The sequence below is a fragment of the Bacillus cereus group sp. BfR-BA-01350 genome, assembly GCF_022663775.1.
Lineage (GTDB): Bacteria > Bacillota > Bacilli > Bacillales > Bacillaceae_G > Bacillus_A > Bacillus_A paranthracis.
The window spans coordinates 56,049-80,847 of the sequence record NZ_JAKUGD010000013.1 but is presented as its reverse complement, the minus strand read 5'-3'; the positions used below and the strand labels follow the sequence as shown (position 1 = coordinate 80,847).

The following is a 24,799-nucleotide window of genomic DNA, read 5'->3' as shown; positions in this document are numbered from 1 at the left end:
CTTCCTGCAAGGCAAAAGGCGCCTCTAGTTCAGGAGTTCGGGTGTCCTCCTGTTCTGAACGAGCGCTTGCGCTTTTTATTGTCCAGCTCCACCTCCTAGCCCTTCATGTCTAAGAACCTTCCGCACGAGAAGACAAAAAGCGTCTTCTGTGCGAAAGAACCTTAGCCAACAGGGCTAAGCAGTCGGTTCCGCTTTTCTTTTGCAAAAATAAACAGGAAACAACATGAAAATAACGAATATACTATATACTAAGTTAAAGGTTGTATAGTATATGGTGATCGGGTGATGACATATGATTTATGTAGAAAAAGTCATTATTGTAGAAGGTACATCAGATAGAAGAAAGATTGAATCTATTATTCGGGAACCGGTGGAAATTGTTTGTACAAATGGTACAATTGGTTTGTCGAAAATGGATGAGCTCGTTGATCAGTTTTTTGATAAGGAAGTGTATGTGCTAGTGGATGCTGATGATGCTGGAGAAAAGTTAAGGAAACAGTTTCGAAAAGAATTTCCGCAAGCAGAGCATATTTATATTGATCGCTCGTACCGGGAAGTGGCAACAGCGCCATCTTCACACTTAGCAAATGTATTATGGGGAGCTGACATTGACGTTTATACAGAATATTTACGGTAAGGAATGATAGAAGTGATTGATTGGACAGGAGCCGAAGCTACAGCCCTAATAGAGAACGAAGAAAAAACAGTGTTATATGTATATACTCCAATGTGTGGAACATGCCAATTAGCAAAAAAGATGTTAACAGTCGTTGAGATGACAATTGAAGATTTGAAAATTGGGATGTTAGATTTAAATTATGCTCCGCATTTCGCGAAAGAGTATGGAATTGAAAGTGTACCGTGTTTACTTGTTTTTGAAAATGGGACACTGATAAAGAAGATATATGCATTTCATTCGGTTGAATATTTATATACGGAATTAAAGTAGGCGGCAAAGTTTTTGCCGCCTCGACATATTTCTTGGGAAATATGTCGAGATGCAGGGTGGTTACAGTATTTGTCGAGCGAAAGTAACAGGATTGCTCTTTAGTAAGAGGGAATGGTATGTGTAATAGAAAGTGATATGAAGGATGTGATTTAGAGTGAAATTATATTCTTTGCTTCAGTCATTTGTAAATTACGCTAATGGTCAATATCATTTAGAGCCGCTTTTAAGACAAGGAGAAAAAACTGTTAATTTCCGCTTTGGGGATGAAAGTTGTTCGTTACAAATTTCAAAAGATTATATAGAGTTGCTACATGAGGAAAGAGGAACGGAGCAAATCGTTTGTGTAGATGAAGAAGATGTAAAACAATTGGTGAATGGCAATGTACGATTGCAAACGTTAATGAACGATGGACGTATACAATATTCGGGAACGTATCGAACGATGTTATTAATTGAATCGATGTTTCATATATGTAAACCGATGTCAGTAGGTGCTTAAAATTCTGAAGTTTCGTTTTTTACGAAAATTTCTGTTGACATGGTGTGTGGATATTGATACAATTCAATTCATAAAATATAGACAATTTCATAAATTACAAATCAGACGAAAATGTAATCTGATTTCTCTTATCAAGAGAGGTGGAGGGACTGTGCCCTGTGAAGCCCGGCAACCGTCAACTTATGTTGAAATGGTGCCAATTCCTGCAAAGCAAATGCTTTGAGAGATGAGAGAGAGGGATAATGTTGTTATATACGCATATAAACCTTTCTGCTTCTCTAAAGCGGAAAGGTTTTTTTGTTGTTTGAATGTGGAGGACATTCAAATAATAAAAGTAATGATAACGGTGGGCTATACGCATCAAAAATAAAAAATTGCGGAGTCGATCAAAACAAAAAGGGGTGATACACCATGATTCTATTAGAAAATGTAAAGAAAATATATAAAGCAAAAAGCGGTGATGTCACTGCTGTAGATAATGCCAATTTAAAAATAGATAAAGGTGAAATATTTGGTGTTATCGGATATAGTGGCGCTGGAAAAAGTTCTTTAATTCGATTATTCAATCAGTTGGAGAAACCAACTTCTGGCCAAATTACAATCGCAAATCGTGTCATTTCAGCCATTACAGGAAGCGAGCTTCGTAAGGCAAGGCAAGAAATCGGAATGATCTTTCAGCACTTCAACTTACTTTGGTCACGAACTGTACGTGAAAATATCGAGTTCCCACTTGAAATTGCAGGTGTTGATAAAGCGAAGAGAAGGAAACGCGTTGATGAGTTAATTCATCTTGTTGGATTAGAAGGAAGAGGTGACGCGTATCCATCTCAGCTGAGCGGAGGACAAAAGCAACGTGTTGGAATTGCAAGAGCGTTAGCTAATAATCCACAAGTACTTTTATGTGATGAAGCAACGTCAGCTCTTGATCCAGAAACGACAGATCAAATTTTAGATTTACTATTAGATATTAATAAACGTCTCGGCTTAACAATTGTACTTATTACACATGAGATGCACGTAATTCGAAAGATTTGTAATCGCGTTGCGGTAATGGAGAAAGGAAAGATTGTAGAAACAGGTCCAGTACTTGATGTGTTCCGTAATCCAAAGCAGGACATTACAAAACGATTTGTACAGCAGTTAACGGATTCTGAAGATACAAATGAAACGATTGAAAGTTTAATTGAGAAATATCCAGATGGTAAAGTAGTTCGTTTGCAGTTTATCGGTGAAGCTGTAGAAAGACCAGTGCTTCAAAGATTAATGCAGCGCAGTGATATAGAAGTTAGCATTTTGCAAGGCAATATCGCACAAACGAATAACGGTTCTTACGGTAGTTTAGTTGTTCATTTAAATGGTGAGGAAACAGCGATTCAGCAAGCAATAGAGGGAATACATCAAGATCAAGTAGAGCTGGAGGTGATTGCACATGGATAAGTTACTCACGAATGTTGATTGGAATCAAATGTTAGAAGCAACTGGTGAAACGTTATATATGACGGCAATCGCAGCTCTTGCCACATTTATTTTAGGACTCATTTTAGGATTGTTACTCTTTATGACAGCGAAAGATAATTTATGGGAAAACAAAGCGGTTAATACGGCGATTGGAGCGTTCGTAAACATTTTCCGCTCGATACCGTTCATTATTTTAATCATTTTATTAATCCCATTTACAAAGATTCTGCTTGGAACAATTCTTGGAGCGAGCGCTGCACTTCCAGCTTTAATTATTGGAGCAGCACCGTTTTACGCAAGAATGGTTGAAATTGCACTTCGCGAAATTGATAAAGGTGTAATTGAAGCTTCAAAAGCGATGGGAGCAAAAACAAGTACAATTATTTTAAAAGTATTGATTCCAGAATCGTTACCAGCATTAGTATCTGGTATTACGGTTACGACAATTGCGTTAGTAGGCTATACAGCAATGGCGGGAGTTGTTGGTGCTGGTGGTCTTGGAACACTTGCTTATTTAGAAGGATTCCAACGAGGAAATAACGATGTAACAATCGTTGCGACAATTTGTGTATTACTAGTTGTATTTTTCATTCAGTGGATTGGTGATCGTGTAACGACTCGAATAGATAAACGATAATAAAAAACGGGAGGATGTTTCAAATGAAAAAATTATTACTGACAGCACTTATTTCAACTTCAATTTTTGGGTTAGCTGCTTGTGGCGGGAAAGATAACGATGAAAAGAAACTAGTTGTTGGAGCTTCTAACGTACCGCACGCTGAAATTTTAGAAAAGGCAAAACCGTTACTTGAGAAAAAAGGAATTGAATTAGAAGTGAAAAAATTCCAAGATTACGTGTTGCCAAATAAATCGTTAGCGGATAAGGATTTAGATGCAAACTACTTCCAGCACATTCCGTATTTAGAAAAAGAAATGAAAGATAAAAAATATGATTTTGAAGTAGCAGGAAAAATTCATTTAGAACCGATTGGTGTATATTCTCAAAAATATAAGAGCTTAAAAGAACTTCCAGACGGAGCGACAATTATTATGAGTAATTCAGTTGCTGATCATGGACGTGGTTTAGCAATTTTACAAAAAGAAGGCGTTTTAAAAATTAAAGATGGGGTGGATCCAGTTAAAGCAACTCCAAAAGATATCGCAGATAATCCGAAAAACTTAAAATTTAAAACGGATATTGAGCCTGGTTTATTACCACAGGTGTATAACAATAAAGAAGGCGACGCGGTTTTAATTAACTCGAACTATGCAATTGATGCGAAGTTAAACCCGGAAAAAGATGCAATTGCAATTGAAAGTAATGATTCACCATACGCAAACGTAGTAGCTGTTCGTAAAGGCGATAAAGATAAGAAAGAGATTAAAGCTCTTGTAGAAGTATTACATTCTAAAGAAATTGAAGACTTTATTAATAAAGAATATAAAGGGGCAGTTGTTCCTGTAAAAGAATAATTGCTGGGGAAGGGCTGGTGTATGCCAGCCCTTTTTTATAACTACATAATTATACGGGAGAAGGGGAAATCATATGAAAAAGATTCTATTGTCAGTTGTTACAGCGCTGTCTGTATTTACATTAGCTGCTTGCGGAGGGAAAGAGGAGAATAAGCTTGTTGTGGGAGCTTCTAACGTGCCGCACGCTGTTATTTTAGAAAAGGCACAGCCAATATTAGAGAAAAAGGGTATTAAATTAGAAATTAAAAAATTCCAAGATTATGTGTTGCCAAATAAAGCGTTAGCGGATAAGGAAATTGATGCAAACTACTTCCAGCACATTCCGTATTTAGATAAAGAAATCCAAGAAAAAGGATATAAAATTGTAAACGCGGGAAAAATTCATTTAGAGCCAATGGGTATTTATTCGAAGAAATATAAAAGCTTAAAAGACTTACCAGATGGCGGGACAGTGATTATGAGTAATAACGTAGCGGAGCGTGGCCGTATGCTAGCACTGTTACAAAAAGGCGGCGTTATTAAACTAAAAGACGGTGTAGATGTTGTGAAAGCAACAGTAAAAGATGTTGTAGAAAATCCGAAAAACTTAAAGTTTAAAACAGATGTAGAGCCTGGTCTTTCACCGAAGTTATATGAAAATAATGAAGGTGATGCATTATTTATTAATTCAAACTATGCAATTGACGCAAAATTAAATCCAACAAAGGATGCGATTGCGATTGAAGGATCAGACTCTCCGTATGCAAATATTATTGCAGTTCGTAAAGGTGACGAGAAGAAAAAAGAAATTAAGGAGCTAGTAGAAGTACTGCATTCAAAAGAAATTCAAGATTTTATTAATAAAGAATATAAAGGTGCTGTACTTCCGGTAAGTGAATAAATATAAGGAAAGGGCTGGAAATTTACCAGTCCTTTTTTCTTTATATAAATAAGAAGAAAGGTGTATCATATAAGGATGCAAGTGAAATACTTATATACATTTGTGAAAAAATTGTTACTTTTTTTCGTCGTTTGCGATATCATTTTATTTGATATAAAATTAGAATGAGAATAAAATGAGAATATGAACGTTTTAGGAATTTTTAAAATGTATATATAGGATTAATGGAGGTATTGAGATGGCTGGTTCTACATTAACGGTTAAAGACTTACACGTATCAATTGATGGCAAAGAAATTTTAAAAGGTGTAAACCTTGAAGTAAAAGGTGGAGAAATCCACGCAATTATGGGACCTAACGGAACAGGTAAATCAACTTTATCTTCTGCAATTATGGGTCACCCAAAGTATGAAGTAACAGAAGGTAGCATCATCATCGACGGTGAAGATGTATTAGAAATGGAAGTAGACGAGCGCGCGCAAGCAGGTCTATTCCTAGCAATGCAATATCCAAGTGAAATTAGCGGAGTAACAAACGCTGACTTCTTACGTTCTGCAATTAACGCACGTCGGGAAGAAGGCGATGAAATTTCTCTTATGAAATTTATCCGTAAATTAGATAAAAACATGGAATTCTTAGAAATGGATCCAGAAATGGCACAACGTTACTTAAACGAAGGTTTCTCTGGCGGTGAGAAAAAACGTAACGAAATTCTTCAATTAATGATGATCGAGCCAAAAATCGCAATCTTAGACGAAATCGACTCAGGTCTTGATATCGATGCGTTAAAAGTTGTATCTAAAGGTATTAACGAAATGCGTGGCGAAGAATTCGGTTGCCTAATGATTACGCATTACCAACGTTTATTAAACTACATCACTCCAGACTTCGTTCACGTTATGATGAACGGTCGTATCGTTAAATCTGGTGGCCCTGAGCTTGCACAACGTCTAGAAGCTGAAGGTTACGACTGGATTAAAAAAGAATTAGGTATTGAAGACGAAACAACAGAGCAAGAAGCGTAAGAGAGGAGCATAAACATGACAATCGGTACATTACCTTTCGATCAAGAAACAATCCGTCAACGCGCAAGCGAAGTAAACGAAGCAGCTTGGTTGACTGAGTTCCGCTTACAAGCTCTTGCACAAGCAACTGAACTTCCAATGCCAACTCCTGATAAAACGAAAATTGACAAATGGGACTTTATCGGAAAAGGCGACGCTGCTAAGCAAGAGCCTGTAAGTTCTTTAACAGAGCTTCCAGAAGCAGTGAAAAACTTAATCGATGAAAATAACAGTGTATTAGTGCAACGTACTGGTACAACTGCATTCGTTTCTTTAGCAGACGAAGCAAAAGAAAAAGGTGTTATTTTCACAGACATCGTAACAGCTGCAACTGAGCATGCTGAACTAGTACAAAAGTACTTAATGAAAGACGGCGTGAAGGTAGACGAGCATCGTCTAACTGCACTTCATGCTGCATTAATCAACGGTGGTGCATTCGTATATGTTCCGAAAAACGTTGTTCTTGAAACTCCACTTCAAGCTGTATTCTTAGTAGACGGCGAAGAAGCTAACGTATATAACCACGTATTATTCGTAGCTGATGCGAACAGTACTGCAACTTATGTAGAAAACTACGTTGCAAATGAAAATGCTAAAGGTATTGCAAATATCGTAGCAGAAGTAATCGTGGAACAAGGCGCACAAGTGAAATTCGGTGCGGTTGATCTATTAGCAAAAGACGTAACAACTTACGTTAACCGCCGCGGGGTTGTAGGACGCGACGGCCGCGTTGATTGGGCTCTAGGCCTTATGAATGACGGAAACACAATTTCAGAGAACGTTACAAACCTAATGGGCGACGGTTCATATGCTGATACGAAAACAGTAACAATTGGCCGTGGTAACCAAACACAAAACTTTACAACTAAAGTTGTTCACTTCGGTAAACATTCTGAAGGTTGGATTTTAAAACACGGTGTACAAAAAGATAGTGCAACATCTATCTTTAACGGAATTGGTAAGATTGAACACGGTGCATCTAAATCAAATGCTCAACAATCTTCTCGCGTTCTTATGTTAGATGAAAAAGCTCGCGGTGATGCAAACCCAATTCTTTTAATCGACGAAGATGATGTAATGGCAGGTCACGCAGCGTCAGTAGGTCGCGTAGATCCAGTCCAACTATACTACTTGATGAGCCGTGGTATTCCAAAACGCGAAGCAGAACGTTTAGTCATCCATGGATTCTTAGCACCTGTAGTTAATGAGCTTCCAATTGAAGGAGTAAAAGCACAGCTTGTTGAGGTAATTGAAAGGAAAGTTCGCTAATGAATATTCATGAAATACGCAAACAGTTTCCAATTCTTGATCAAAAAGTGAACGGCAAACAACTTGTTTATTTCGATAGTGCAGCAACTTCTCAAAAACCAATTCAAGTCATTGAAACGTTAGAACGTTACTATAAAGAATACAATTCTAACGTGCATCGCGGTGTTCATACGCTCGGTACGAAAGCTACCGACGCGTATGAAGGTGCACGCGAGAAAGTTCGCAAGTTTATTAATGCGAAATCAATGGAAGAGATTATTTTCACACGCGGAACGACAACTGCATTAAATACAGTAGCGGCTAGCTATGGTCTTGAAAATGTAAAAGAAGGCGATGAAATCGTTATTTCTTACATGGAGCACCATAGTAACATCATTCCGTGGCAGCAAGTTGCGAAGAAAACTGGTGCAACTTTAAAATATCTTCCGCTTCAACCAGATGGGACAATTTCAATAGAAGATGCTCGTCAAACAATTACACCGAATACAAAAATCGTTTCTATCATGTATGTTTCTAATGTACTTGGAACGATTAACCCTGTAAAAGAAATTGGAGCAATTGCACACGAAAATGGCGCAATTATGGTCGTTGACGGTGCACAAAGTACACCTCATATGAAAGTGGATGTACAAGATTTAAATTGTGATTTCTACGCATTATCTGCTCATAAGATGTGCGGCCCTACAGGTATCGGCGTATTATATGGTAAGAAAGAATTGCTAAACAATATGGAGCCAATTGAATTTGGCGGTGAAATGATTGATTTCGTAGATTTACAAGAATCTACTTGGAAAGAGCTTCCGTGGAAGTTCGAAGCAGGTACGCCGATTATCGGTAATGCAATCGGACTTGGTGCGGCAATTGATTTCCTAGAAGAAATAGGTCTTGATAATATTGAAAAGCATGAGCATGAATTAGCGCAATACGCTTTAGAAAGACTATCAGAAGTAGATGGCGTTACAATTTATGGTCCAAAGCATCGCGCTGGTCTTGTTACATTTAATATTGAAGACGTACATCCTCACGATGTAGCGACAGTATTAGATGTAGAAGGTATTGCGGTTCGCGCAGGACACCACTGTGCACAACCGCTTATGAAGTGGCTGAAAGCTTCTTCAACAGCACGTGCGAGCTTCTATTTATATAATACAAAAGAAGAAATTGATACATTTGTTGAATCGCTAATTAAGACAAAGGAGTATTTCACAAATGTCATTTAATAATTTAGATACGTTATATCGTCAAGTTATTATGGATCATTATAAGAATCCTCGTAACCATGGCGTGTTAGAAGATAGTGTTACAGTTAACTTGAACAATCCAACTTGCGGCGATCGTATTCAACTTACGATGAAAGTAGAAGAAGGTATTGTGCAAGAAGCGAAGTTTGAAGGAGAAGGATGTTCTATCTCAATGTCTTCAGCTTCAATGATGACACAAGCAGTAAAAGGTAAGAAAATTGAAGAGGCACTTCAGCTTTCTAAAATTTTCTCTGACATGATGCTAGGAAAAGAGTACGATGACAGCATCGATTTAGGAGATATTGAAGCATTACAAGGCGTATGCAAGTTCCCTGCACGTATTAAATGTGCAACATTAGCGTGGAAAGCGTTAGAAAAGGGCTTAAACGAGGATAAGTAATGTTAAAGGTTCCTAAAAACGAGGTTATCTAAGGAGGGACACACCAACATGGCGAAGCAACTGCCAGATATCGGCGATTATAAATATGGTTTCAAAGACAAAGACGTTTCGATTTTCCGTGCTGGACGCGGTTTAACAAAAGAGATCGTTGAAGAGATTTCACGTATGAAAGAAGAACCACAGTGGATGTTAGACTTCCGTTTAAAATCACTGGATAAGTTCTATGAAATGCCAATGCCACAATGGGGCGGCGACTTAAACGACTTAGATTTCGATGAAATTACGTACTACGTAAAACCATCTGAGAAATCTGAGAAGTCTTGGGATGAAGTACCTGATGAAATTAAAGCTACATTTGATAAATTAGGTATTCCAGAAGCTGAGCAAAAATATTTAGCTGGTGTATCTGCACAGTACGAATCTGAAGTTGTATACCACAACATGAAAGAAGACCTAGAAGCTCTAGGAATCGTCTTCAAAGATACAGATAGCGCATTAAAAGAGAACGAAGATATTTTCCGTGAGCATTTCGGAAAAGTAATCCCACCAACAGACAACAAATTCGCAGCATTAAACTCTGCAGTTTGGTCTGGTGGATCATTCATCTACGTTCCAAAAGGTGTGAAAGTTGATACACCACTTCAAGCGTATTTCCGTATTAACTCTGAAAATATGGGACAATTCGAGCGTACGCTTATCATCGTAGACGAAGGCGCACACGTACACTACGTAGAAGGTTGTACAGCGCCTGTTTACACGACTAACTCACTTCACAGTGCGGTAGTAGAAATCATCATTAAGAAAGATGCATATTGCCGTTATACAACAATCCAAAACTGGGCGAACAACGTATACAACCTAGTTACAAAACGTGCGGTTTGTGAAGAAAACGCAACGATGGAATGGATTGACGGTAACATCGGATCTAAATTAACGATGAAATACCCAGCAGTTATCTTAAAAGGCGAAGGCGCTCGTGGTTTAACATTATCTATCGCGATTGCTGGTAAAGGCCAACACCAAGATGCTGGTGCGAAAATGATTCACTTAGCACCAAACACGTCTTCAACAATCGTTTCTAAATCGATTGCGAAGCATGGTGGTAAAGTAACTTACCGTGGTATCGTACACTTCGGACCAAAAGCGAAAAACTCTCGCTCTAACATCGAGTGTGACACGTTAATCATGGATAACCAATCTACATCTGATACAATTCCTTACAACGAAATCAAAAACGATTACGTTTCACTTGAGCACGAAGCGAAAGTATCTAAAGTATCAGAAGAACAATTATTCTACCTAATGAGCCGCGGTATTTCTGAGCAAGAAGCTACAGAAATGATTGTAATGGGCTTCATCGAGCCATTCACTCGCGAACTTCCAATGGAATACGCAGTTGAAATGAACCGCCTAATCAAGTTTGAGATGGAAGGTTCTATTGGTTAATATATGTATGAAGAAAGCGCCCTGCTGTGCAGGGCGCTTTTTTTTATTGTGTGAGCTGGGCTTGGGGTGGGGTGGAGTTAGCCGAGATACCCAGGTGGGTTTGTGGCTAAATATATCAGCGATTTTTCAAATATATCGACGATAACTCCGAATATATCGGCGATTATTTCAATATATCGACGATTCGACAAAGGATATCGACTTATCAACAAATTACGACATAGCAGAGCGGGGCATATACCCCTCAATATTTAGATGACAGAGGAGCGCCTATTCATAAAGCGCCGAATGGAAGTAATTTAAGCTAAGATACTGACAAACCCACACGGAAACCCCACAAGGAAATCCACCAAACTCCTCGTAAAACCACTCAACAAACTTTCTGACAAATCCCCCCTCCCGTTCTACCAACGAATCCAACAACTAAAAAAGAAAGTTTCTCATATGAAAAAGGGCAATCTTTTGCTTTTTCTCACAATGCGAGTACAATGTAAAATAGCAAGAAAAGACGAAAAGTATTTACAGGATTATTGCGTGCGCATAGCGTAAATGGCAGTAAGGAACTGAGAGGAGGTTTTTTCTCTGAATATAAATAAAGAAACAATTATCCACCTTTATCATACAAACGATATACATAGTCATTTTGAAAATTGGCCGCAAATTTCTCGGTTTGTACAAGGAGAGAAAAAGCGAAGACAGGAAGCGGGAGAGACTGTTTTGACTGTAGATATCGGCGATCATGTGGATCGTTTTCATAGTATTTCGGAAGCGACGAATGGGCTTGGCAATACGAAGCTTTTAAATGAGGCGTTATATGATTATGTAACGATCGGAAACAATGAAGGAATTACGTTAGCGAAGGAGCATTTGAATCGTCTATATGATGATGCTGGATTTGAGGTGCTTGTCGCGAATTTATTTGAAAAAGAAGGGGTACGTCCAGAGTGGGCGAAGCCTTATAAATTACATACAACGACAGATGGGATTACGATTGCTTTTATCGGATTAACGGTTGCGTATCCAGAGTTTTATCAAATGTTAGATTGGCATATTGAAGATCCAATTGAGCATTTAGAGTCTATTTTAGAAGAAGTGAGAGATGAGGCTCATATAACGGTTGTCCTTTCTCACCTTGGAAAAAGTATGGATGAGTATATGGCGGAACATTATGATATAGATGTTATTTTAGGGGCACATACGCATCATTTATTTGAGCGTGGTGTTCTTATGAATAATACGTTACTTTGTTGTTGTGAAAAGTGGGGACGTTACGTTGGGCATGTTCAGCTTATTGTGGATAAAGAGACGAAGAAGTTATTGAAAAAAGACGGTAGAGCGATTAAGACTGAACGTTTAGGTGCTTATAGCAAACCGTTATCCACAATTGAGGCGCTGCAGGAAGAAAGTAAACATATTATGGAAGAACCTGTTGTTCATTTAAAGGAATCATTACCGGTTGATTGGTTTCACGAGACAGCATTTTCGCACATGTTAGCAAATGCGCTGAAGACGTGGTGCGATGCAGAAATTGGTATGGTAAACGCCGGTGTACTTCTTGAAGGATTAGAAGAAGGCGTTGTGACGCGCGGAGATATTCACAGAATTTGTCCACATCCCATTAATCCATGTTTATTGAAAGTGCCGGGGAAAACGTTACGAGAAGTGATCTTGAAAGCACGTCGCTCGAATATGGAGAACCTTGAGGTAAAAGGATTCGGATTCCGCGGGAAAGTGATGGGGAAAATGATTTATGCTGGTGTAGAAGTCATTCCAGATACGATTCCTGGGAATAAAATTTTACTCGAAGATGTATTAATTAACGGGGAATCGCTGGAATTAGAACGTATATATACGGTAGGAACGATTGATATGTTTACATTTGGCTACTTATACCCAGAGCTATCCACACTTTCTGACAAACAATATTATATGCCAGAACTACTTAGAGATGTGTTAACAGACATGTTAATAACTCATACATCTTCCGTCAAACTATAGGCTAGTTAACTTGTAACACTCATTTTTCTCTTGTCATACAGATAAGAAAGAGAGGAGTGTGAACTATGGTTAATGTAGAGCCAATTATAATCGATAATTATACGTTTATTGCGGTTAGCGTCAAACTTCCAAAGACAAATTTGCTAGCTGTAATGAGCGATAAAGGATATATTATGTGCGGTGCATTAGATGTAGGTCTTTTAAATGAGAAGTTAGGGGATCGAGGTATTATTGCTGGCCGCGCGGTTGGTGTAAGAACGATTGAACAACTTCTTGAAGCACCGCTAGAATCAGTAACGATTGAAGCCGAATCTTTAGGTATTACGGCTGGCACAATCGGAAAAGAAGCATTATTAAAAATGAGATAAGCATATATCGTCCCTCCTTCTTGCATAGAAATGATATAAGAAGGAGGGTTTTGTATGAGTATATTTCGTTCGAAAAATTCGCGGTTTCGAGGGGGGCCTATTTCCTTTCGGCACATACTGCTTATGTCGTTTATTCTTTTTGTCATATTACTCGTACAAGGATTATGGATTGTGAATAGCAGCATTCAGCCGACATTAATGAAATATGGAGAAGTAGAGACACATAAAATGGCGACAGCGGTTATGACGAAGGCGGTAAAAGATAGAATTGATGAAGGGTTCGATGTCGATTCATTAATGAAAGTACAAAATGATAAAAACGGAAAAGTATCCACAATTAACTTAAATACGAAGCAAGTAAATGAAATCGTAACGTCAACGACCACATACATAGAAAAATATTTACAGCAAGTAGAACAAGGGAATTTGAAGGGACTAGGTATTTCTGAAAAAAATGGGGCAACGATGGCAGTTCCTTTTGGTCGTGTAACAAATAATGCGCTTTTTGGAAATATAGGACCCGATATTCCAATTGATTTCACGACGATTGGTCATGTAAATACGGATATTAAACAAAAAATTGAACCACACGGGATTAATACGACAGCGATTCAAATTATTATGGAGATGGAAGTTACGTTGCAAGTCATTATTCCATTTCATACGAAAGAAATAAAAGTGACACAAAATGTTCCAATTGCGACGCGCATTGTTCAAGGGGAAGTGCCTACGTATTATGGAAGCGGAAGTGTTGTTGTACCTGATAAAAAGAAAACGGATAGTTAGTCGAATATAAAAAATAACCGTAGCAATGTGCTACGGTTATCGTTTTGTATTCGCGCGTTCTTTTCGCTCCCAAAGACTTAAGTGCATGTAGGGGTCGAAAGCCCATTCTGTATAACCATTGTCTTTATACATGCCGAAATGTAGGTGGGGCGGGAATTTTCCAGCTGTGCCGGGAGGGCCGTAACCGGTGCTACCAACAAATCCGATTACTTTTCCAGGCTCGACAATTTGTCCAAGCTGTATCTCTTTTGAGAATCCGCCTAAATGAGCGTAATAATGGTAATTGTTATGAAGGTCACGAATGCCGATGCGCCATCCGCCAAGACGGTTCCAGCCTTTTGTTTCAATAATGCCATAGCAAGTGGATCTTACTGGTACGCCATAGCCTGCGAATATATCGGTTCCTTCATGAACTCTTCTTCCCCCAAAACTTCTTCCAGCGCCGAAAGTACTACGGTAGCTATGGTCACTGCGAATCGGAAGAGGAAACGCATTTCCTTCTAAATTAATACGTCCGTAATGTTTATAAATTTGGGCGTATTCGGTAATTAAATCAACTGTTTTTGCACGTCTATAATATTCCCAAAGCATGATTTTAATACGTTCTTCTGACGTTCCTTGTTTCTTTAAAATCGTTGCTGCTGTATGCAGAAGATCACGGTCGTTATTTGCGTTTGCAAATCCATCTTTGTCACCATCTAAACCTAACCCGCCAAATAGAGAAATTGTATGGGGAAGAGTATCGTTACCATTAACAGGTCCAGCCCATATTTCTGGTTTGAAATAAAGGGAAATGATGGCATCTGGTTTTTTCGGAATATCTTTTCTTACGCTCCGTATATTTCTTTCATATTGATCCATTGCAGCTAAGTAATACCACGGAATGCCTGAAGATTGCTCGGTTTCTTTATATAGTGCCATGCGCTTTTCGTATATGCTTTGCTGATTATCTTCACCGTAAGCGATGTTTTGGTGGAGAAGAAAGCAAATCGAAAGCAAAAGAGAAATTTTTCGAAGCATGAAATAGACTCCTTTCACATCATCACTCTTTTTAGTGTGGGATATACGGAGTATTTCATTATAGGGAACGATTGGAAAAAATCTTAGAATCTTCATTTGAGCAAATCGCTTTCATACGTTAGAATAGATATGTTACATTGAAAGAAGCGAACACGGTAAACTATTTCATATTGTGCGGAGTTGATAACCATGACAAAACAAACAGAATATAAGCGCAAGCCCGAATGGTTGAAAATTAAGTTAAACACGAATGAAAACTATACAGGCTTAAAGAAAATGATGCGTTCTAAGAATCTTCATACAGTTTGTGAAGAAGCGAAATGTCCGAATATTCATGAATGCTGGGCTGTAAGAAAAACAGCAACATTTATGATTTTAGGAGCAGTATGTACACGTGCTTGTCGTTTCTGTGCGGTTAAAACAGGCTTACCAACAGAGCTTGATTTACAAGAGCCAGAACGCGTAGCAGATTCTGTAGTACAAATGGGCTTAAAGCACGTTGTTATAACAGCGGTTGCACGTGATGATTTAAAAGACGGGGGAGCAGGTGTTTTTGCTGAAACAGTACGCGCTGTTCGTCGCAAAAATCCATTTACGTCAATTGAAGTATTACCATCTGATATGGGTGGAGTAGAAGAAAACTTAAAAATGTTAATGGATGCAAAACCAGATATTTTAAACCATAACATTGAAACAGTACGTCGATTATCTGACCGAGTTCGCGCTAGAGCAAAATATGATCGTTCATTAGAGTTTTTACGTCGAGCGAAAGAAATGCAGCCTGATATTCCAACTAAATCGAGCATTATGGTGGGCTTAGGTGAAACGAGAGAAGATTTAATTGAAGCAATGGATGACTTACGTGCAAACAATGTGGATATTTTAACTCTTGGACAATACCTACAACCATCTAAGAAGCATTTACCAGTTCTTAAATATTATCCACCAGCAGAATTTGCAGAGCTTAAAGAAATTGCACTTAGCAAAGGCTTTAGCCACTGTGAAGCTGGCCCACTTGTGCGTTCTTCTTACCATGCGGACGAGCAAGTTCGTTCTGCAAAAGAAAAAACAGCAGAAGCAAAATAATGAAAAAAGGGAGCTAACGATTAGCTCTCTTTTTGTTTATACTCCAAAACAGTATTTGAACATGTTAATAAAATCTTTTTTAATTCTTCTGTGGATAATTCAATTGTAAATTCAGGTACACCAGGTGTAATTAAAATTTTATCGTACGTATAAATAGCGCTATCCACAATAATTGTTACATCGTGTGAATACCCGAAAGGAGCGACACATCCCGGCGTGCAACCAGTTTTGTCTCGCAGTTCATCAGGAGAACAGAGAGATAAGCGTTCTCCTGTTAGTTCTTTCATCTCTCCTCTGTTGAGCCTTGTGCCCTCTAACGTGAAAAATACGTAATAATTTCCGGGTTTTGATTTTAAAAATAAGCTTTTACTTGGAGTGCCTTGTAAGCCAAGCCTTTCACGTACGATACGATCTGTTTCATAATCGAGTACTGGTTTGTGTTCGAATTTTTCGTAAGAAGCATTTGTTTTATGTAGTAAAGCAAGTACATCTTCGTACATATGGAGTGATACCCCTTTCTATTGTTAGTACAGTTTCTTCTCGTGGCGTCAACTGAATGTGTTGGAAAGAGATATTACTTGGACGGTGCTTCCCATAATCGTTTTAGGGCATATTGTTCATCGATTGTAATTTCATACATATCAGGATTCGTTAAAGTTCGCCATTCATGAAAGCCGATTGTATGATCAAAATGCCTTAAAATAAGCGTAAGTAAGTTGCCATGTGTAACGAGTAGTGTTGTAGTATGGTTTAATTTTAAAACGTCTTGGATAAGCGATATAGCACGGTCCGTTGCTTGTTTTGTTGACTCTCCGCCTGAAAAGGCAATATCTATATTTGTAAAAGTAGATTCTAGTTTTTGCATCCAATCGTCCATTGGAACGTCACTTAATATGCGTTCAGCTAGTCGTTCATCTTTTTGGATAGACAAGTTAGCTTGGAGCGCATAGGGCCGAATAGAATCGATAGCACGCACAAATGGGCTTGAAATAATATGATCTATTTGTAGATGGTGCTCTAAGAGGAATGTAGCAAGGGTGTTTGCTTGGTTTTTCCCATCGGTCGTTAATTCGGCATCACGTTCTTGGCCAGTTGCTGAACAATGTCGTATTACAATGATTTTCTTCATAATTCATCCCCATCTTTCAAGTTGACGCTATATACTTCGACAAATGTGGAAAATATTCCTTTTTATTGGAAAGGACATAATGATCGGATCATGTGGAAAAGTAATGTGGATAATGAATATTTGAGGTGCACTTATGAAAAAAATGATATGTATCGTATTCATGATTTGTTTTCTCTCGCAACTGTCCACAACATATGCACAATCCAATCAAAAGGTAGATTATCCAAGCAATTGAAATAAGTCATTTGTGAGTGAGGATGTGTTTTACGAACAATTAGATAAGAAAATTTATAAAGAATACAACAATGCAGCATATAGTGTTCGGAAAAAAATCTTATTTAAAGAAGTGGCTGATGAGGAATTTTCTTTCCTACAAAAAACAGCCATGGGTTGTCGGAGTAGTGTGATGCTTCAAGATTTTTTTGTTCATCCTAATCGCCAAGTTTATTTTTTCGCTTCCTTTTCTCAAAATGAAGTAGAAGAGTTTCATAAGTACATCGTTATAGATGCAGAAACAAAGAGGGAGCTGCAAGAGGGCAAAAGTTATCATCAGTGTGGTAATTCATATAAAAAATAACCCACCAATTTTGGTGGGTTATTTTTTACTCCGGCACACTCATTAATTTCTCTTTCATTTTACGAATAAGAACAACAGCACCAATGGTAAAGAGAAGGGTAATTCCTTCTGCAACAAAGATGTTGATTGTTTTCGTTTGGTAAAGTGCTGCGAAGAAATCTACGAATGCATGGAATAGTATAGCGTACACAAGGAAGATATATTTCTTCTGTTTTACTGCGTATAAAACAAGCATTGTAAAGGCGATCTGAAGTACGAGTGCCATAATTCTTTCTAAGCTACCAAGGAAATATAAGTAGGCAGGTTGCTGAATTAACATGTCTTGTAGGCGGCTTAGTTCTGGCATTTTTTCGACCATTTGGGCGAAGCTACCGTTGTTAATTGAATTCGCAAATATAAGTGCTTGGAATGCAGAGAATCCGCCAACTAAAATGGATTCAATTCCGCCGTGACCGATTCCGTAAGCGAAGCCATCTTTATATTCTTGATATTTTTTTAGTAGGAAGAAGAAGGCAACGAAGCGTCCTAATTCTTCAAAAATACCAGCAGTAAGTCCGCCATACAGTGCGAAAACAAATGGATTTTCTAAAATTGGAGCGATTGCTGGATTACCGCGCATAAATAGGTGGAATGGTGTTTCGAGAATTTGGGTAAATCCGATAAAGATAAGAACACCAACACCGACTACTTTCCAATTTATATTATATTTTTTACGGAAATAAACGAGTACAATAATTGGGACCAGAATCGAGACAATGAGTTGAAAGATGATGCTGGCAATTACAGTATTTGAAACCATATTTTCACCGCTTTCTAATATATGTACATATCTATTATGCATGAAATATTTTATAAAGAAAATGAATTTACTTATTGACTCTAACGTTGCGTCATACTTTATCGTATGTATTAAGGGGGAGATACACATGGCAATGAAGGTAAAAGAAGTAGCTAATTTAGTTGGAATTAGTGTGCGCACACTGCATCATTACGATGAAATTGGGTTGTTAATCCCAGACGAGACGACAGAGTCTGGATATCGTCTGTATTCCAATGAAAATTTAGAGACGTTGCAGCAAATTTTATTTTTTAAAGAATTAGGCTTCCCTTTGAAGAAAATTAAAGAAATTATCATGAGTCCATCATTTGACCGGGAAGAAGCATTGCAGCTTCATAAGAAAATGCTTCTTGAAAAGCGGGCTAGGTTAGATAAAGTGATTGCGACGATTGATAAAACAATTCAGCATACAAAAGGAGAGATTGAAATGACGAATAAAGAGAAATTTGAAGGCTTCGATTTCAGCCATAATCCGTACGAAGAAGAAGCGCGTGAAAGATGGGGAGACGCAGCTGTAGATAAAGCGAATGAATATGCGAAAGGTATGTCTAAAGAAAACCAAGAAGAGTTTAATACGATTTACAGAAACTTAGCGGCGCTTAGACACGGAGCACCAGATTCTAAAGAGGCACAAGAAGCAATTGGAGTATGGTACAATTACTTGCAAAAATTCGGTGAATATTCATTAGATGCTTTTAAAGGACTTGGTCAAATGTACGTCGCTGATGAGCGCTTTACGAAAAATATCGATAAGTTTGGTGAAGGATTAGCTCAGTTTATGTGTGATGCGATGGAAGTTTATGCGGATCGTAAGAAATAGTGAAAAAGTAAAACAGGTGGAGTTTTTCTCCACCTGTTTTACTTTTTAATCATATTATTCAAAGTTTGATTCTCTGTATTATTCAAATGAGGATTTTTACTCATTTCACGTTTTAACATATCGAGGCTTTGCGTATATTCTGTATCATTTAATGCGCCAGATTGAAGCCCTTGAATTTGAGAAATCAACTTTTGGTCTGTTGATACATATGCTTTATAATAACGAGGGACGATGGACAAAGCAGCTCTATATACTTGATCCGCTACGAGTTTCGGATCCGTTGTGTTTGCACGGTATACAACAAATACTTCATCGTCTGTAACGAGCGTAGCAGCGTTTGTAACGTCAGGAAGTTTGACTGTCATACTTGTAATCATTTCAGCGACTTTCTCACGGTTAATGGCTCCTACTTGTTTATTAGATACTTCATGCTTTTGTTTAGATGAATAGCCGACTCTCGTTAATCGTGTATTTGTATTTTCCGTATGATACATGTCGTTTTTGTTGGAAACAAGAACACGACTTCCTTCTTCACGTTCCATTTCGGCTTTATTCGTTGATTGGCAGCCTGCAAATAAGGAAAGAGTGAGAAGAGAAAGTATAATTTGTTTTTTCACGATGTATCACCTCCTTCTCCATAGCATGCACTAATTTTCAATTTTTTGTATTTGAAATTGTTGGTTGGTATGCTTTGTGATACGATAAAAAGAAGAATGCTTAGAGAGGAAGTTAATGATGGAGCAAAAGCAGGAGATTCATGCTACGGTGAGCATTAATAATGTGCAGTACGAAGTAATTAAAAACTTTCGTGATGGTTTTAGTGAAGAAGCATTTAAAGAGCGCTATGCAGAAATTTTAAATAAATATGATTACATCGTTGGGGACTGGGGTTATGAGCAACTTAGATTGCGCGGATTCTTTGATGATAGTAACCAGCGTGCGACATATGATACGAAAATTAGTACGTTATCGGAGTATTTATACGAGTACTGTAACTTCGGTTGTGCACATTTTGTATTACGAAAAGTGAAGAAATAAAAAAATCCTCTTACGATTGTAAGAGGGTTTTTTGAATTATAAACAAATCGAGATACGATCGCCTTCAGAAAGTATTGTATTTGGTTTCATTTGTTGCCCGTTCAATTGAATATCCCCGTTTTTAATTTTATCCACAATGAGTGTACGGCTCCAATCTGAAATATATGTGGATAAAGCTTTATCCATCCGGTGGGAACCGAAAACGAGGTCTAATACAATCGTAATTTCAGCTATGCCACTTTCTTTATGCTGTGTAATGGAAATAGTAGTAGTTGTTTCCGTTTGATCTTGCTGCGTCATATCAACTGTTTCAACGTGGTCAGTAAATGATTTATAAATCCGAAGTTTTTGATTCCACGTATGATCTTTCGGACATTTATAAATAGCAAAGCGATATATGTTTTTTCCGTTGGCGTTATGCCTACGAATATTTGTGTCGGTAAATAGGGTAGTGCGTCTGCAATTTTTACAATACTTTTCGATTGTGTTTTGCTCGTTTTCATATAAACTCCAAGAAAGTTGTACTTTCTGCATTTTCCTTCACCTCTTATAGTAGTGGTAAAGGAACGTAATACAGCTATTTGGATGTCTTGTAGTATGAAGACAGGAGAAATAGATAAAAATAAAAGGAGATTCCCCAAAGAGGAACCTCCGTAAACATCATACTACAGATGCGTTACGCTCCTTTGTAATGGGAATGGGCAGACTACTCCCTTGAAAAAGCGTGGTGCTTTTTTGAGAGTAATGCTATCCAATTGCTGGTCCATTACAAAGTAAATGTTGGCATACGTAGATAACGTCCTTTCTATCCAAATAGATTTATTCTTCATTATAACATGGATATTTGAAAATTCAAAATACTTAAAGCGAAAAAACACCAGCTAAAAAGCTGGTGCCTAAGATAAATTATATAAGTTCAAATAAAAATGAGCGTAGTTCTTCTGCAATTTCTTCAGTCATAGAAAATGCGTGCTCTAAGTAGCCTGGTTCGTTTAAATCGTCGGCGCCGATGATTGCAAATTTATTACGCTGCATATCAAGGACAATTGTTTTACCGTAATGACGATCGGAGTATAGTAGCGCTAAATCATGACGCTCATTTTCTCCCATAAAGCTAACGAAACGAGTTTTTGTAGCGACAGTGTCGTCGTACAGAAAGAAACGTTCTTCCATACACATGGCTCCTTTTATTAAATATCTAAGTTTAAGTGTGGCTTATGATCTAAATGGTGATGCGTTTTAATGAATCGTACCGTTCTTGTTTTGTAACGCATTACGATAGAGTATGTTTCAGCTAAATCTCCGCCTAGGAATTTCACGCCGTCTAATAACTCACCAGCAGATACACCAGTTGCTGAGAAGATTGCATCATCACCAGATACTAAATCGTCTAACATAAGAAGTTGACGAGGATCTTCTAATCCCATTTCACGACAACGAGCTTCTTCTTCTTTGTTCATTGGAACTAAGCGAGCTTGCATTTCACCTTCAAGGCATTTTAATGCTGCTGCAGAAATAACGCCTTCTGGAGCTCCGCCAATACCTACGAATAAGTCGATACCAGTTCCAGGTAGTGCTGTTGCGATTGACGCACCAACATCACCGTCACCAAATAATTTTACGCGTGCACCTTTTGCACGAACACGATCGATAATATCTTGATGACGTTCACGTTCTTGAACGATAACTGTTAGATCGCGAATCTTTTTATTGTTAGCTTCCGCTACAATTTCAATTGTTTTTTCAATTGGATCATCTAAGCTAATTTTACCAGCTGCTTTTGGACCAACCGCGATTTTTTCCATGTACATATCAGGAGCATGAAGAAGGTTTCCTTTATCTGCGATTGCGATAACTGCCATTGCATTTGCAAGACCTTTTGCAACGATGTTTGTACCTTCTAATGGGTCAACGGCGATATCTACTTCTGGACCGTTACCTGTTCCTAGTTCTTCACCAATATATAACATCGGTGCTTCATCAAGTTCTCCTTCACCAATTACAACTGTACCTGCCATGTTTACTGAATCGAACATATCACGCATTGCTGTAGTTGCTGCATCATCTGCTTCGTTTTTCTTTCCGCGGCCCATCCACTGTGCGGATGCTAATGCTGCTGCTTCTGTTACACGGACAATTTCTAGTGCGAGTTCACGTTCCAAGATTCCATTCCTCCAATTTCAAAAATCATACAAATATAACTATAACAAATTACGGGGAAAAGGTGAATTCGAAAAATTGTCGATTTTTTCAGAAGAAAGCGTTACAATTAAAATGTAAATGCTTTAATTTCCAGGTAGGTGACATTCATGTATTTTGTAGACAGAAAGAAAATAGAACAAATGCTAGTATGTTTAGAACGAGCAACAAGTACATTTCAAGAGAAAAAGATATATGAAACCGAGTTTGAATTTTACGCATTAGAACGCATAGCGCATCTAATGATTGATTCTGTATTAGATGTAGGAAATGCGATGATTGATGGATTTATTATGCGCGATCCAGGAAGTTATGAAGATATTATCGATATTTTAATGGACGAGCGAGTGATAAGTGCAGAAGAAGGACAAGGAATGAAAGAAGTGATTCTTCTTCGAAAAATGCTTACGCAAGATTATATTCAAATGAATCATGATGAATTATATAAGACGATTCAAAAACATATTGCGGTGGTAGGGAAATACCCAGCAAATATTCGCAGTTATTTAGAAAAGGAATTAGGACCTGTATCTGCATTTGTACCAGAATAATTATGCTTATAAGATCCCCAGAGAATGCCTTTTGGGGGTCTTATATTGTATGTGAGGGAGAAGGGTGAAGCATGGGGGAAGCACGTACGACGAAAGATGAAATTGTGCAGTTGTTGAAAGTAAAGGGAGAGCACACCGTAGCGGAACTAGCTGAAGTTTTAGAGATTACAGAAATGGCAATTCGAAGACATTTAAGTAATCTTGAGAAAGATGGTTTCATCTATTCCAAAATGGTAAGGCAACATGTCGGAAGACCAACTTATTTGTATGGATTAAGCGAAAAGGGAGAAGATACATTCCCGAAAGAGTATAAGCAATTTGCAATTGATATGCTAGAAGATTTAGCACGAATGGGCGATGAAAAAATACTTCGTTACGTTTTAAAAGAGAGAACGAAGCGTATGGAAGAACAGTTACAAAAGCGCGTAAGTAATCAAAAGAATTTAGCATATAAAGTGCAAGAGATAGCAGCTATGCAAGAGAAAAATGGTTATATGGTTCAAATTAAGAGAGACGGAGAGAATTCTTTCGTAATTGAAAAGCAAAACTGTCCGTTAAAGGAAATTGCCGAGAGATTCCCGCAAGTGTGTGAAGATGAAAAAGAGATGTATAATCGTTTATTTGCGAACGCAGATGTGAAAACGCTAGCAAACATGTGCGAGGGCGATTGTAGTTGTTCTTACCAAATAAAAGAGAAAAAATGAACGTTATGGGGCGCTTTAAGGTAAAGCGTTTTTTTCTTTTGGAAAAGCGGGTAATATAAGAGTGGTATGATAAGGTGAGAACGTTAGCATAGAAGGAGAGACATAATCGATGTATAAAGGTTACTTAATTGACTTAGACGGTACAATGTATCGCGGAGAAGAACAAATTGAAGAAGCAAGCGACTTCGTCAAAGCGTTAGGAGAGCGCGGCATTCCGTATTTATTCGTTACGAATAACTCAACTCGTAAACCAGAACAAGTGGCAGAAAAACTTGTTCGTTTCGATATTCCAGCGAAAGCAGAGCAAGTATTCACAACGAGTATGGCAACAGCAAACTTCATTTACGAACGTAAACAAGACGCAACTGTATATATGATTGGTGAAGAAGGTTTACATGATGCGCTTGTGGAAAAAGGATTTGAACTTGTAGATGAAAATCCTGATTTCGTTGTTGTTGGCTTAGATCGTGACATCACATATGAAAAGTTAGCAAAAGCTTGTCTTGCTGTACGTAACGGCGCAACGTTTATTTCTACAAATGGAGATATTGCCATTCCGACTGAGCGCGGATTATTACCAGGTAACGGTTCATTAACATCAGTTGTAGCAGTATCAACAGGTGTGGATCCGATCTTTATCGGAAAACCAGAATCAATCATTATGGAACAAGCTTTAAAAGTGCTTGGCATAGAAAAAAATGAAGCATTAATGGTTGGGGATAACTACGACACAGACATTTTAGCAGGAATAAATGCTGGCATGCATACGCTTCTTGTCCACACTGGAGTAACAACTGTGGAGAAGTTAACAGAATACGAAGTTCAACCGACGCAAGTTGTGCATAACTTGACGGAGTGGATTGAGAAGATGTAATGAAGAAAGCTGTTCCAAACTTTGGAGCAGCTTTTTTTCTAATATTTGCGGGTAGCCCGATTAATGTGGGCTAATATTCAGTTGTGATTAGTGTCGGTTTTTGTTGGTAAGTCGATATATTTAGAAAATCGCC

Annotated in this window: 29 protein-coding genes, 1 pseudogene and 1 riboswitch; of the genes and pseudogenes, 22 read left to right on the top strand and 8 right to left on the bottom strand. The window is 38.0% G+C overall.

The window, feature by feature from the left end:
* Nucleotides 1–292: 292 nt before the first annotated feature.
* From MR147_RS22575 to yunB, 15 genes are all read left to right on the top strand, one after another.
* Complete coding sequence (locus tag MR147_RS22575) at nucleotides 293–637, top strand: toprim domain-containing protein (protein ID WP_000640869.1); 345 nt, start codon at nucleotides 293–295, stop codon at nucleotides 635–637.
* A 3-nt stretch (nucleotides 638–640) separates the two neighbouring features.
* Nucleotides 641–949, top strand: a complete 309-nt coding sequence (locus MR147_RS22570; RefSeq protein ID WP_001982629.1) for a thioredoxin family protein — start codon at nucleotides 641–643, stop codon at nucleotides 947–949.
* A 154-nt stretch (nucleotides 950–1,103) separates the two neighbouring features.
* Nucleotides 1,104–1,448 carry a hypothetical protein gene (locus MR147_RS22565; RefSeq protein WP_000781212.1) on the top strand — a complete coding sequence of 115 codons (345 nt, stop codon included), beginning with the start codon at nucleotides 1,104–1,106 and terminating at the stop codon, nucleotides 1,446–1,448.
* Between the two features lie 125 nt (nucleotides 1,449–1,573).
* Nucleotides 1,574–1,681: riboswitch (SAM riboswitch) on the top strand.
* Nucleotides 1,682–1,859: 178 nt separating this feature from the next.
* Nucleotides 1,860–2,885 (top strand): methionine ABC transporter ATP-binding protein, encoded by a 1,026-nt coding sequence (locus MR147_RS22560; protein WP_071729923.1) that lies wholly within the window; start codon nucleotides 1,860–1,862, stop codon nucleotides 2,883–2,885.
* A complete protein-coding gene (locus MR147_RS22555) occupies nucleotides 2,878–3,543 on the top strand; it encodes a methionine ABC transporter permease (protein WP_000359553.1) in 666 nt (221 codons plus the stop codon). Before MR147_RS22560 ends, MR147_RS22555 begins: the two co-directional genes overlap by 8 nt.
* Nucleotides 3,544–3,566: 23 nt before the next feature.
* Nucleotides 3,567–4,379 (top strand): methionine ABC transporter substrate-binding lipoprotein MetQ, encoded by an 813-nt coding sequence (metQ, locus tag MR147_RS22550; protein WP_074606425.1) that lies wholly within the window; start codon nucleotides 3,567–3,569, stop codon nucleotides 4,377–4,379.
* A 73-nt stretch (nucleotides 4,380–4,452) separates the two neighbouring features.
* Nucleotides 4,453–5,259, top strand: a complete 807-nt coding sequence (metQ, locus tag MR147_RS22545) for a methionine ABC transporter substrate-binding lipoprotein MetQ (RefSeq protein ID WP_000722401.1) — start codon at nucleotides 4,453–4,455, stop codon at nucleotides 5,257–5,259.
* Between the two features lie 238 nt (nucleotides 5,260–5,497).
* Nucleotides 5,498–6,283 (top strand): Fe-S cluster assembly ATPase SufC, encoded by a 786-nt coding sequence (gene sufC / locus MR147_RS22540; protein WP_000929158.1) that lies wholly within the window; start codon nucleotides 5,498–5,500, stop codon nucleotides 6,281–6,283.
* 15 nt (nucleotides 6,284–6,298) lie between these two features.
* Nucleotides 6,299–7,591: a Fe-S cluster assembly protein SufD gene (sufD, locus tag MR147_RS22535; protein ID WP_074606423.1), complete on the top strand. Its 1,293-nt coding sequence runs from the start codon at nucleotides 6,299–6,301 to the stop codon at nucleotides 7,589–7,591.
* Nucleotides 7,591–8,811 carry a cysteine desulfurase SufS gene (gene sufS / locus MR147_RS22530; protein WP_001020761.1) on the top strand — a complete coding sequence of 407 codons (1,221 nt, stop codon included), beginning with the start codon at nucleotides 7,591–7,593 and terminating at the stop codon, nucleotides 8,809–8,811. The genes sufD and sufS overlap by 1 nt, the downstream gene beginning before the upstream one ends.
* The gene (gene sufU / locus MR147_RS22525; protein ID WP_000009523.1) at nucleotides 8,801–9,232 is read left to right on the top strand and encodes a Fe-S cluster assembly sulfur transfer protein SufU; all 432 of its coding nucleotides are present in this window, start codon (nucleotides 8,801–8,803) and stop codon (nucleotides 9,230–9,232) included. Before sufS ends, sufU begins: the two co-directional genes overlap by 11 nt.
* Nucleotides 9,233–9,280: 48 nt before the next feature.
* A complete protein-coding gene (gene sufB, locus MR147_RS22520; RefSeq protein ID WP_001118823.1) occupies nucleotides 9,281–10,678 on the top strand; it encodes a Fe-S cluster assembly protein SufB in 1,398 nt (465 codons plus the stop codon).
* 582 nt (nucleotides 10,679–11,260) lie between these two features.
* Nucleotides 11,261–12,676 (top strand): bifunctional metallophosphatase/5'-nucleotidase, encoded by a 1,416-nt coding sequence (locus tag MR147_RS22515; protein WP_277930838.1) that lies wholly within the window; start codon nucleotides 11,261–11,263, stop codon nucleotides 12,674–12,676.
* 65 nt (nucleotides 12,677–12,741) lie between these two features.
* Nucleotides 12,742–13,044, top strand: a complete 303-nt coding sequence (locus tag MR147_RS22510) for a YunC family protein (RefSeq protein WP_000248464.1) — start codon at nucleotides 12,742–12,744, stop codon at nucleotides 13,042–13,044.
* Nucleotides 13,045–13,098: 54 nt separating this feature from the next.
* Entirely contained in the window at nucleotides 13,099–13,830 is a 732-nt protein-coding gene (gene yunB / locus MR147_RS22505) for a sporulation protein YunB (protein ID WP_242304760.1), read from the top strand.
* A 36-nt stretch (nucleotides 13,831–13,866) separates the two neighbouring features.
* Here yunB and MR147_RS22500 read toward each other — a convergent pair whose 3' ends face one another.
* On the bottom strand, nucleotides 13,867–14,850 hold the full coding sequence (locus MR147_RS22500) for a M23 family metallopeptidase (protein ID WP_242304759.1): 984 nt from the start codon (nucleotides 14,848–14,850) through the stop codon (nucleotides 13,867–13,869).
* A gap of 189 nt (nucleotides 14,851–15,039) precedes the next feature.
* Here MR147_RS22500 and lipA point away from each other — a divergent pair, with 189 nt between their 5' ends.
* Nucleotides 15,040–15,936: a lipoyl synthase gene (gene lipA / locus MR147_RS22495; RefSeq protein ID WP_062922604.1), complete on the top strand. Its 897-nt coding sequence runs from the start codon at nucleotides 15,040–15,042 to the stop codon at nucleotides 15,934–15,936.
* A gap of 20 nt (nucleotides 15,937–15,956) precedes the next feature.
* On the opposite strand, the gene MR147_RS22490 is transcribed toward lipA, so the two are convergent.
* Nucleotides 15,957–16,436 (bottom strand): YbaK/EbsC family protein, encoded by a 480-nt coding sequence (locus MR147_RS22490; protein WP_242304758.1) that lies wholly within the window; start codon nucleotides 16,434–16,436, stop codon nucleotides 15,957–15,959.
* Nucleotides 16,437–16,510: 74 nt separating this feature from the next.
* Nucleotides 16,511–17,065 (bottom strand): histidine phosphatase family protein, encoded by a 555-nt coding sequence (locus MR147_RS22485; RefSeq protein WP_074606415.1) that lies wholly within the window; start codon nucleotides 17,063–17,065, stop codon nucleotides 16,511–16,513.
* Between the two features lie 133 nt (nucleotides 17,066–17,198).
* On the opposite strand from MR147_RS22485, the pseudogene MR147_RS22480 reads away from it, so the two are divergent.
* Nucleotides 17,199–17,642, top strand: a pseudogene (locus MR147_RS22480) (hypothetical protein).
* Nucleotides 17,643–17,667: 25 nt separating this feature from the next.
* Here MR147_RS22480 and MR147_RS22475 read toward each other — a convergent pair.
* Nucleotides 17,668–18,483 carry a YhfC family intramembrane metalloprotease gene (locus MR147_RS22475; protein WP_002003767.1) on the bottom strand — a complete coding sequence of 272 codons (816 nt, stop codon included), beginning with the start codon at nucleotides 18,481–18,483 and terminating at the stop codon, nucleotides 17,668–17,670.
* Nucleotides 18,484–18,568: 85 nt separating this feature from the next.
* Here MR147_RS22475 and MR147_RS22470 point away from each other — a divergent pair, with 85 nt between their 5' ends.
* Nucleotides 18,569–19,300 carry a MerR family transcriptional regulator gene (locus MR147_RS22470; protein WP_074606410.1) on the top strand — a complete coding sequence of 244 codons (732 nt, stop codon included), beginning with the start codon at nucleotides 18,569–18,571 and terminating at the stop codon, nucleotides 19,298–19,300.
* Nucleotides 19,301–19,338: 38 nt separating this feature from the next.
* On the opposite strand, the gene MR147_RS22465 is transcribed toward MR147_RS22470, so the two are convergent.
* Nucleotides 19,339–19,917, bottom strand: coding sequence for a YhcN/YlaJ family sporulation lipoprotein (locus MR147_RS22465; RefSeq protein WP_087968577.1), 579 nt, complete (start codon nucleotides 19,915–19,917; stop codon nucleotides 19,339–19,341).
* Between the two features lie 118 nt (nucleotides 19,918–20,035).
* On the opposite strand from MR147_RS22465, the gene MR147_RS22460 reads away from it, so the two are divergent.
* On the top strand, nucleotides 20,036–20,338 hold the full coding sequence (locus MR147_RS22460; protein WP_000435941.1) for a YutD family protein: 303 nt from the start codon (nucleotides 20,036–20,038) through the stop codon (nucleotides 20,336–20,338).
* 36 nt (nucleotides 20,339–20,374) lie between these two features.
* On the opposite strand, the gene MR147_RS22455 is transcribed toward MR147_RS22460, so the two are convergent.
* The 3 genes from MR147_RS22455 to glpX all read right to left on the bottom strand — a co-directional run bounded on the left by MR147_RS22455 (nucleotide 20,375) and on the right by glpX (nucleotide 22,500).
* Entirely contained in the window at nucleotides 20,375–20,872 is a 498-nt protein-coding gene (locus MR147_RS22455; protein WP_242304757.1) for a cytoplasmic protein, read from the bottom strand.
* 372 nt (nucleotides 20,873–21,244) lie between these two features.
* A complete protein-coding gene (locus MR147_RS22450) occupies nucleotides 21,245–21,511 on the bottom strand; it encodes a DUF3055 domain-containing protein (protein ID WP_000392606.1) in 267 nt (88 codons plus the stop codon).
* 17 nt (nucleotides 21,512–21,528) lie between these two features.
* A complete protein-coding gene (gene glpX / locus MR147_RS22445) occupies nucleotides 21,529–22,500 on the bottom strand; it encodes a class II fructose-bisphosphatase (RefSeq protein ID WP_033696597.1) in 972 nt (323 codons plus the stop codon).
* Between the two features lie 147 nt (nucleotides 22,501–22,647).
* Between glpX and MR147_RS22440 the strand changes: the two genes are divergently transcribed.
* The 3 genes from MR147_RS22440 to MR147_RS22430 all read left to right on the top strand — a co-directional run bounded on the left by MR147_RS22440 (nucleotide 22,648) and on the right by MR147_RS22430 (nucleotide 24,666).
* Nucleotides 22,648–23,088, top strand: coding sequence for a DUF86 domain-containing protein (locus tag MR147_RS22440; RefSeq protein ID WP_000274014.1), 441 nt, complete (start codon nucleotides 22,648–22,650; stop codon nucleotides 23,086–23,088).
* Between the two features lie 71 nt (nucleotides 23,089–23,159).
* Nucleotides 23,160–23,792 carry a helix-turn-helix transcriptional regulator gene (locus MR147_RS22435; protein WP_000503356.1) on the top strand — a complete coding sequence of 211 codons (633 nt, stop codon included), beginning with the start codon at nucleotides 23,160–23,162 and terminating at the stop codon, nucleotides 23,790–23,792.
* Nucleotides 23,793–23,901: 109 nt separating this feature from the next.
* Nucleotides 23,902–24,666: a TIGR01457 family HAD-type hydrolase gene (locus MR147_RS22430; RefSeq protein ID WP_000276467.1), complete on the top strand. Its 765-nt coding sequence runs from the start codon at nucleotides 23,902–23,904 to the stop codon at nucleotides 24,664–24,666.
* The last annotated feature ends 133 nt before the right edge of the window (nucleotides 24,667–24,799 follow it).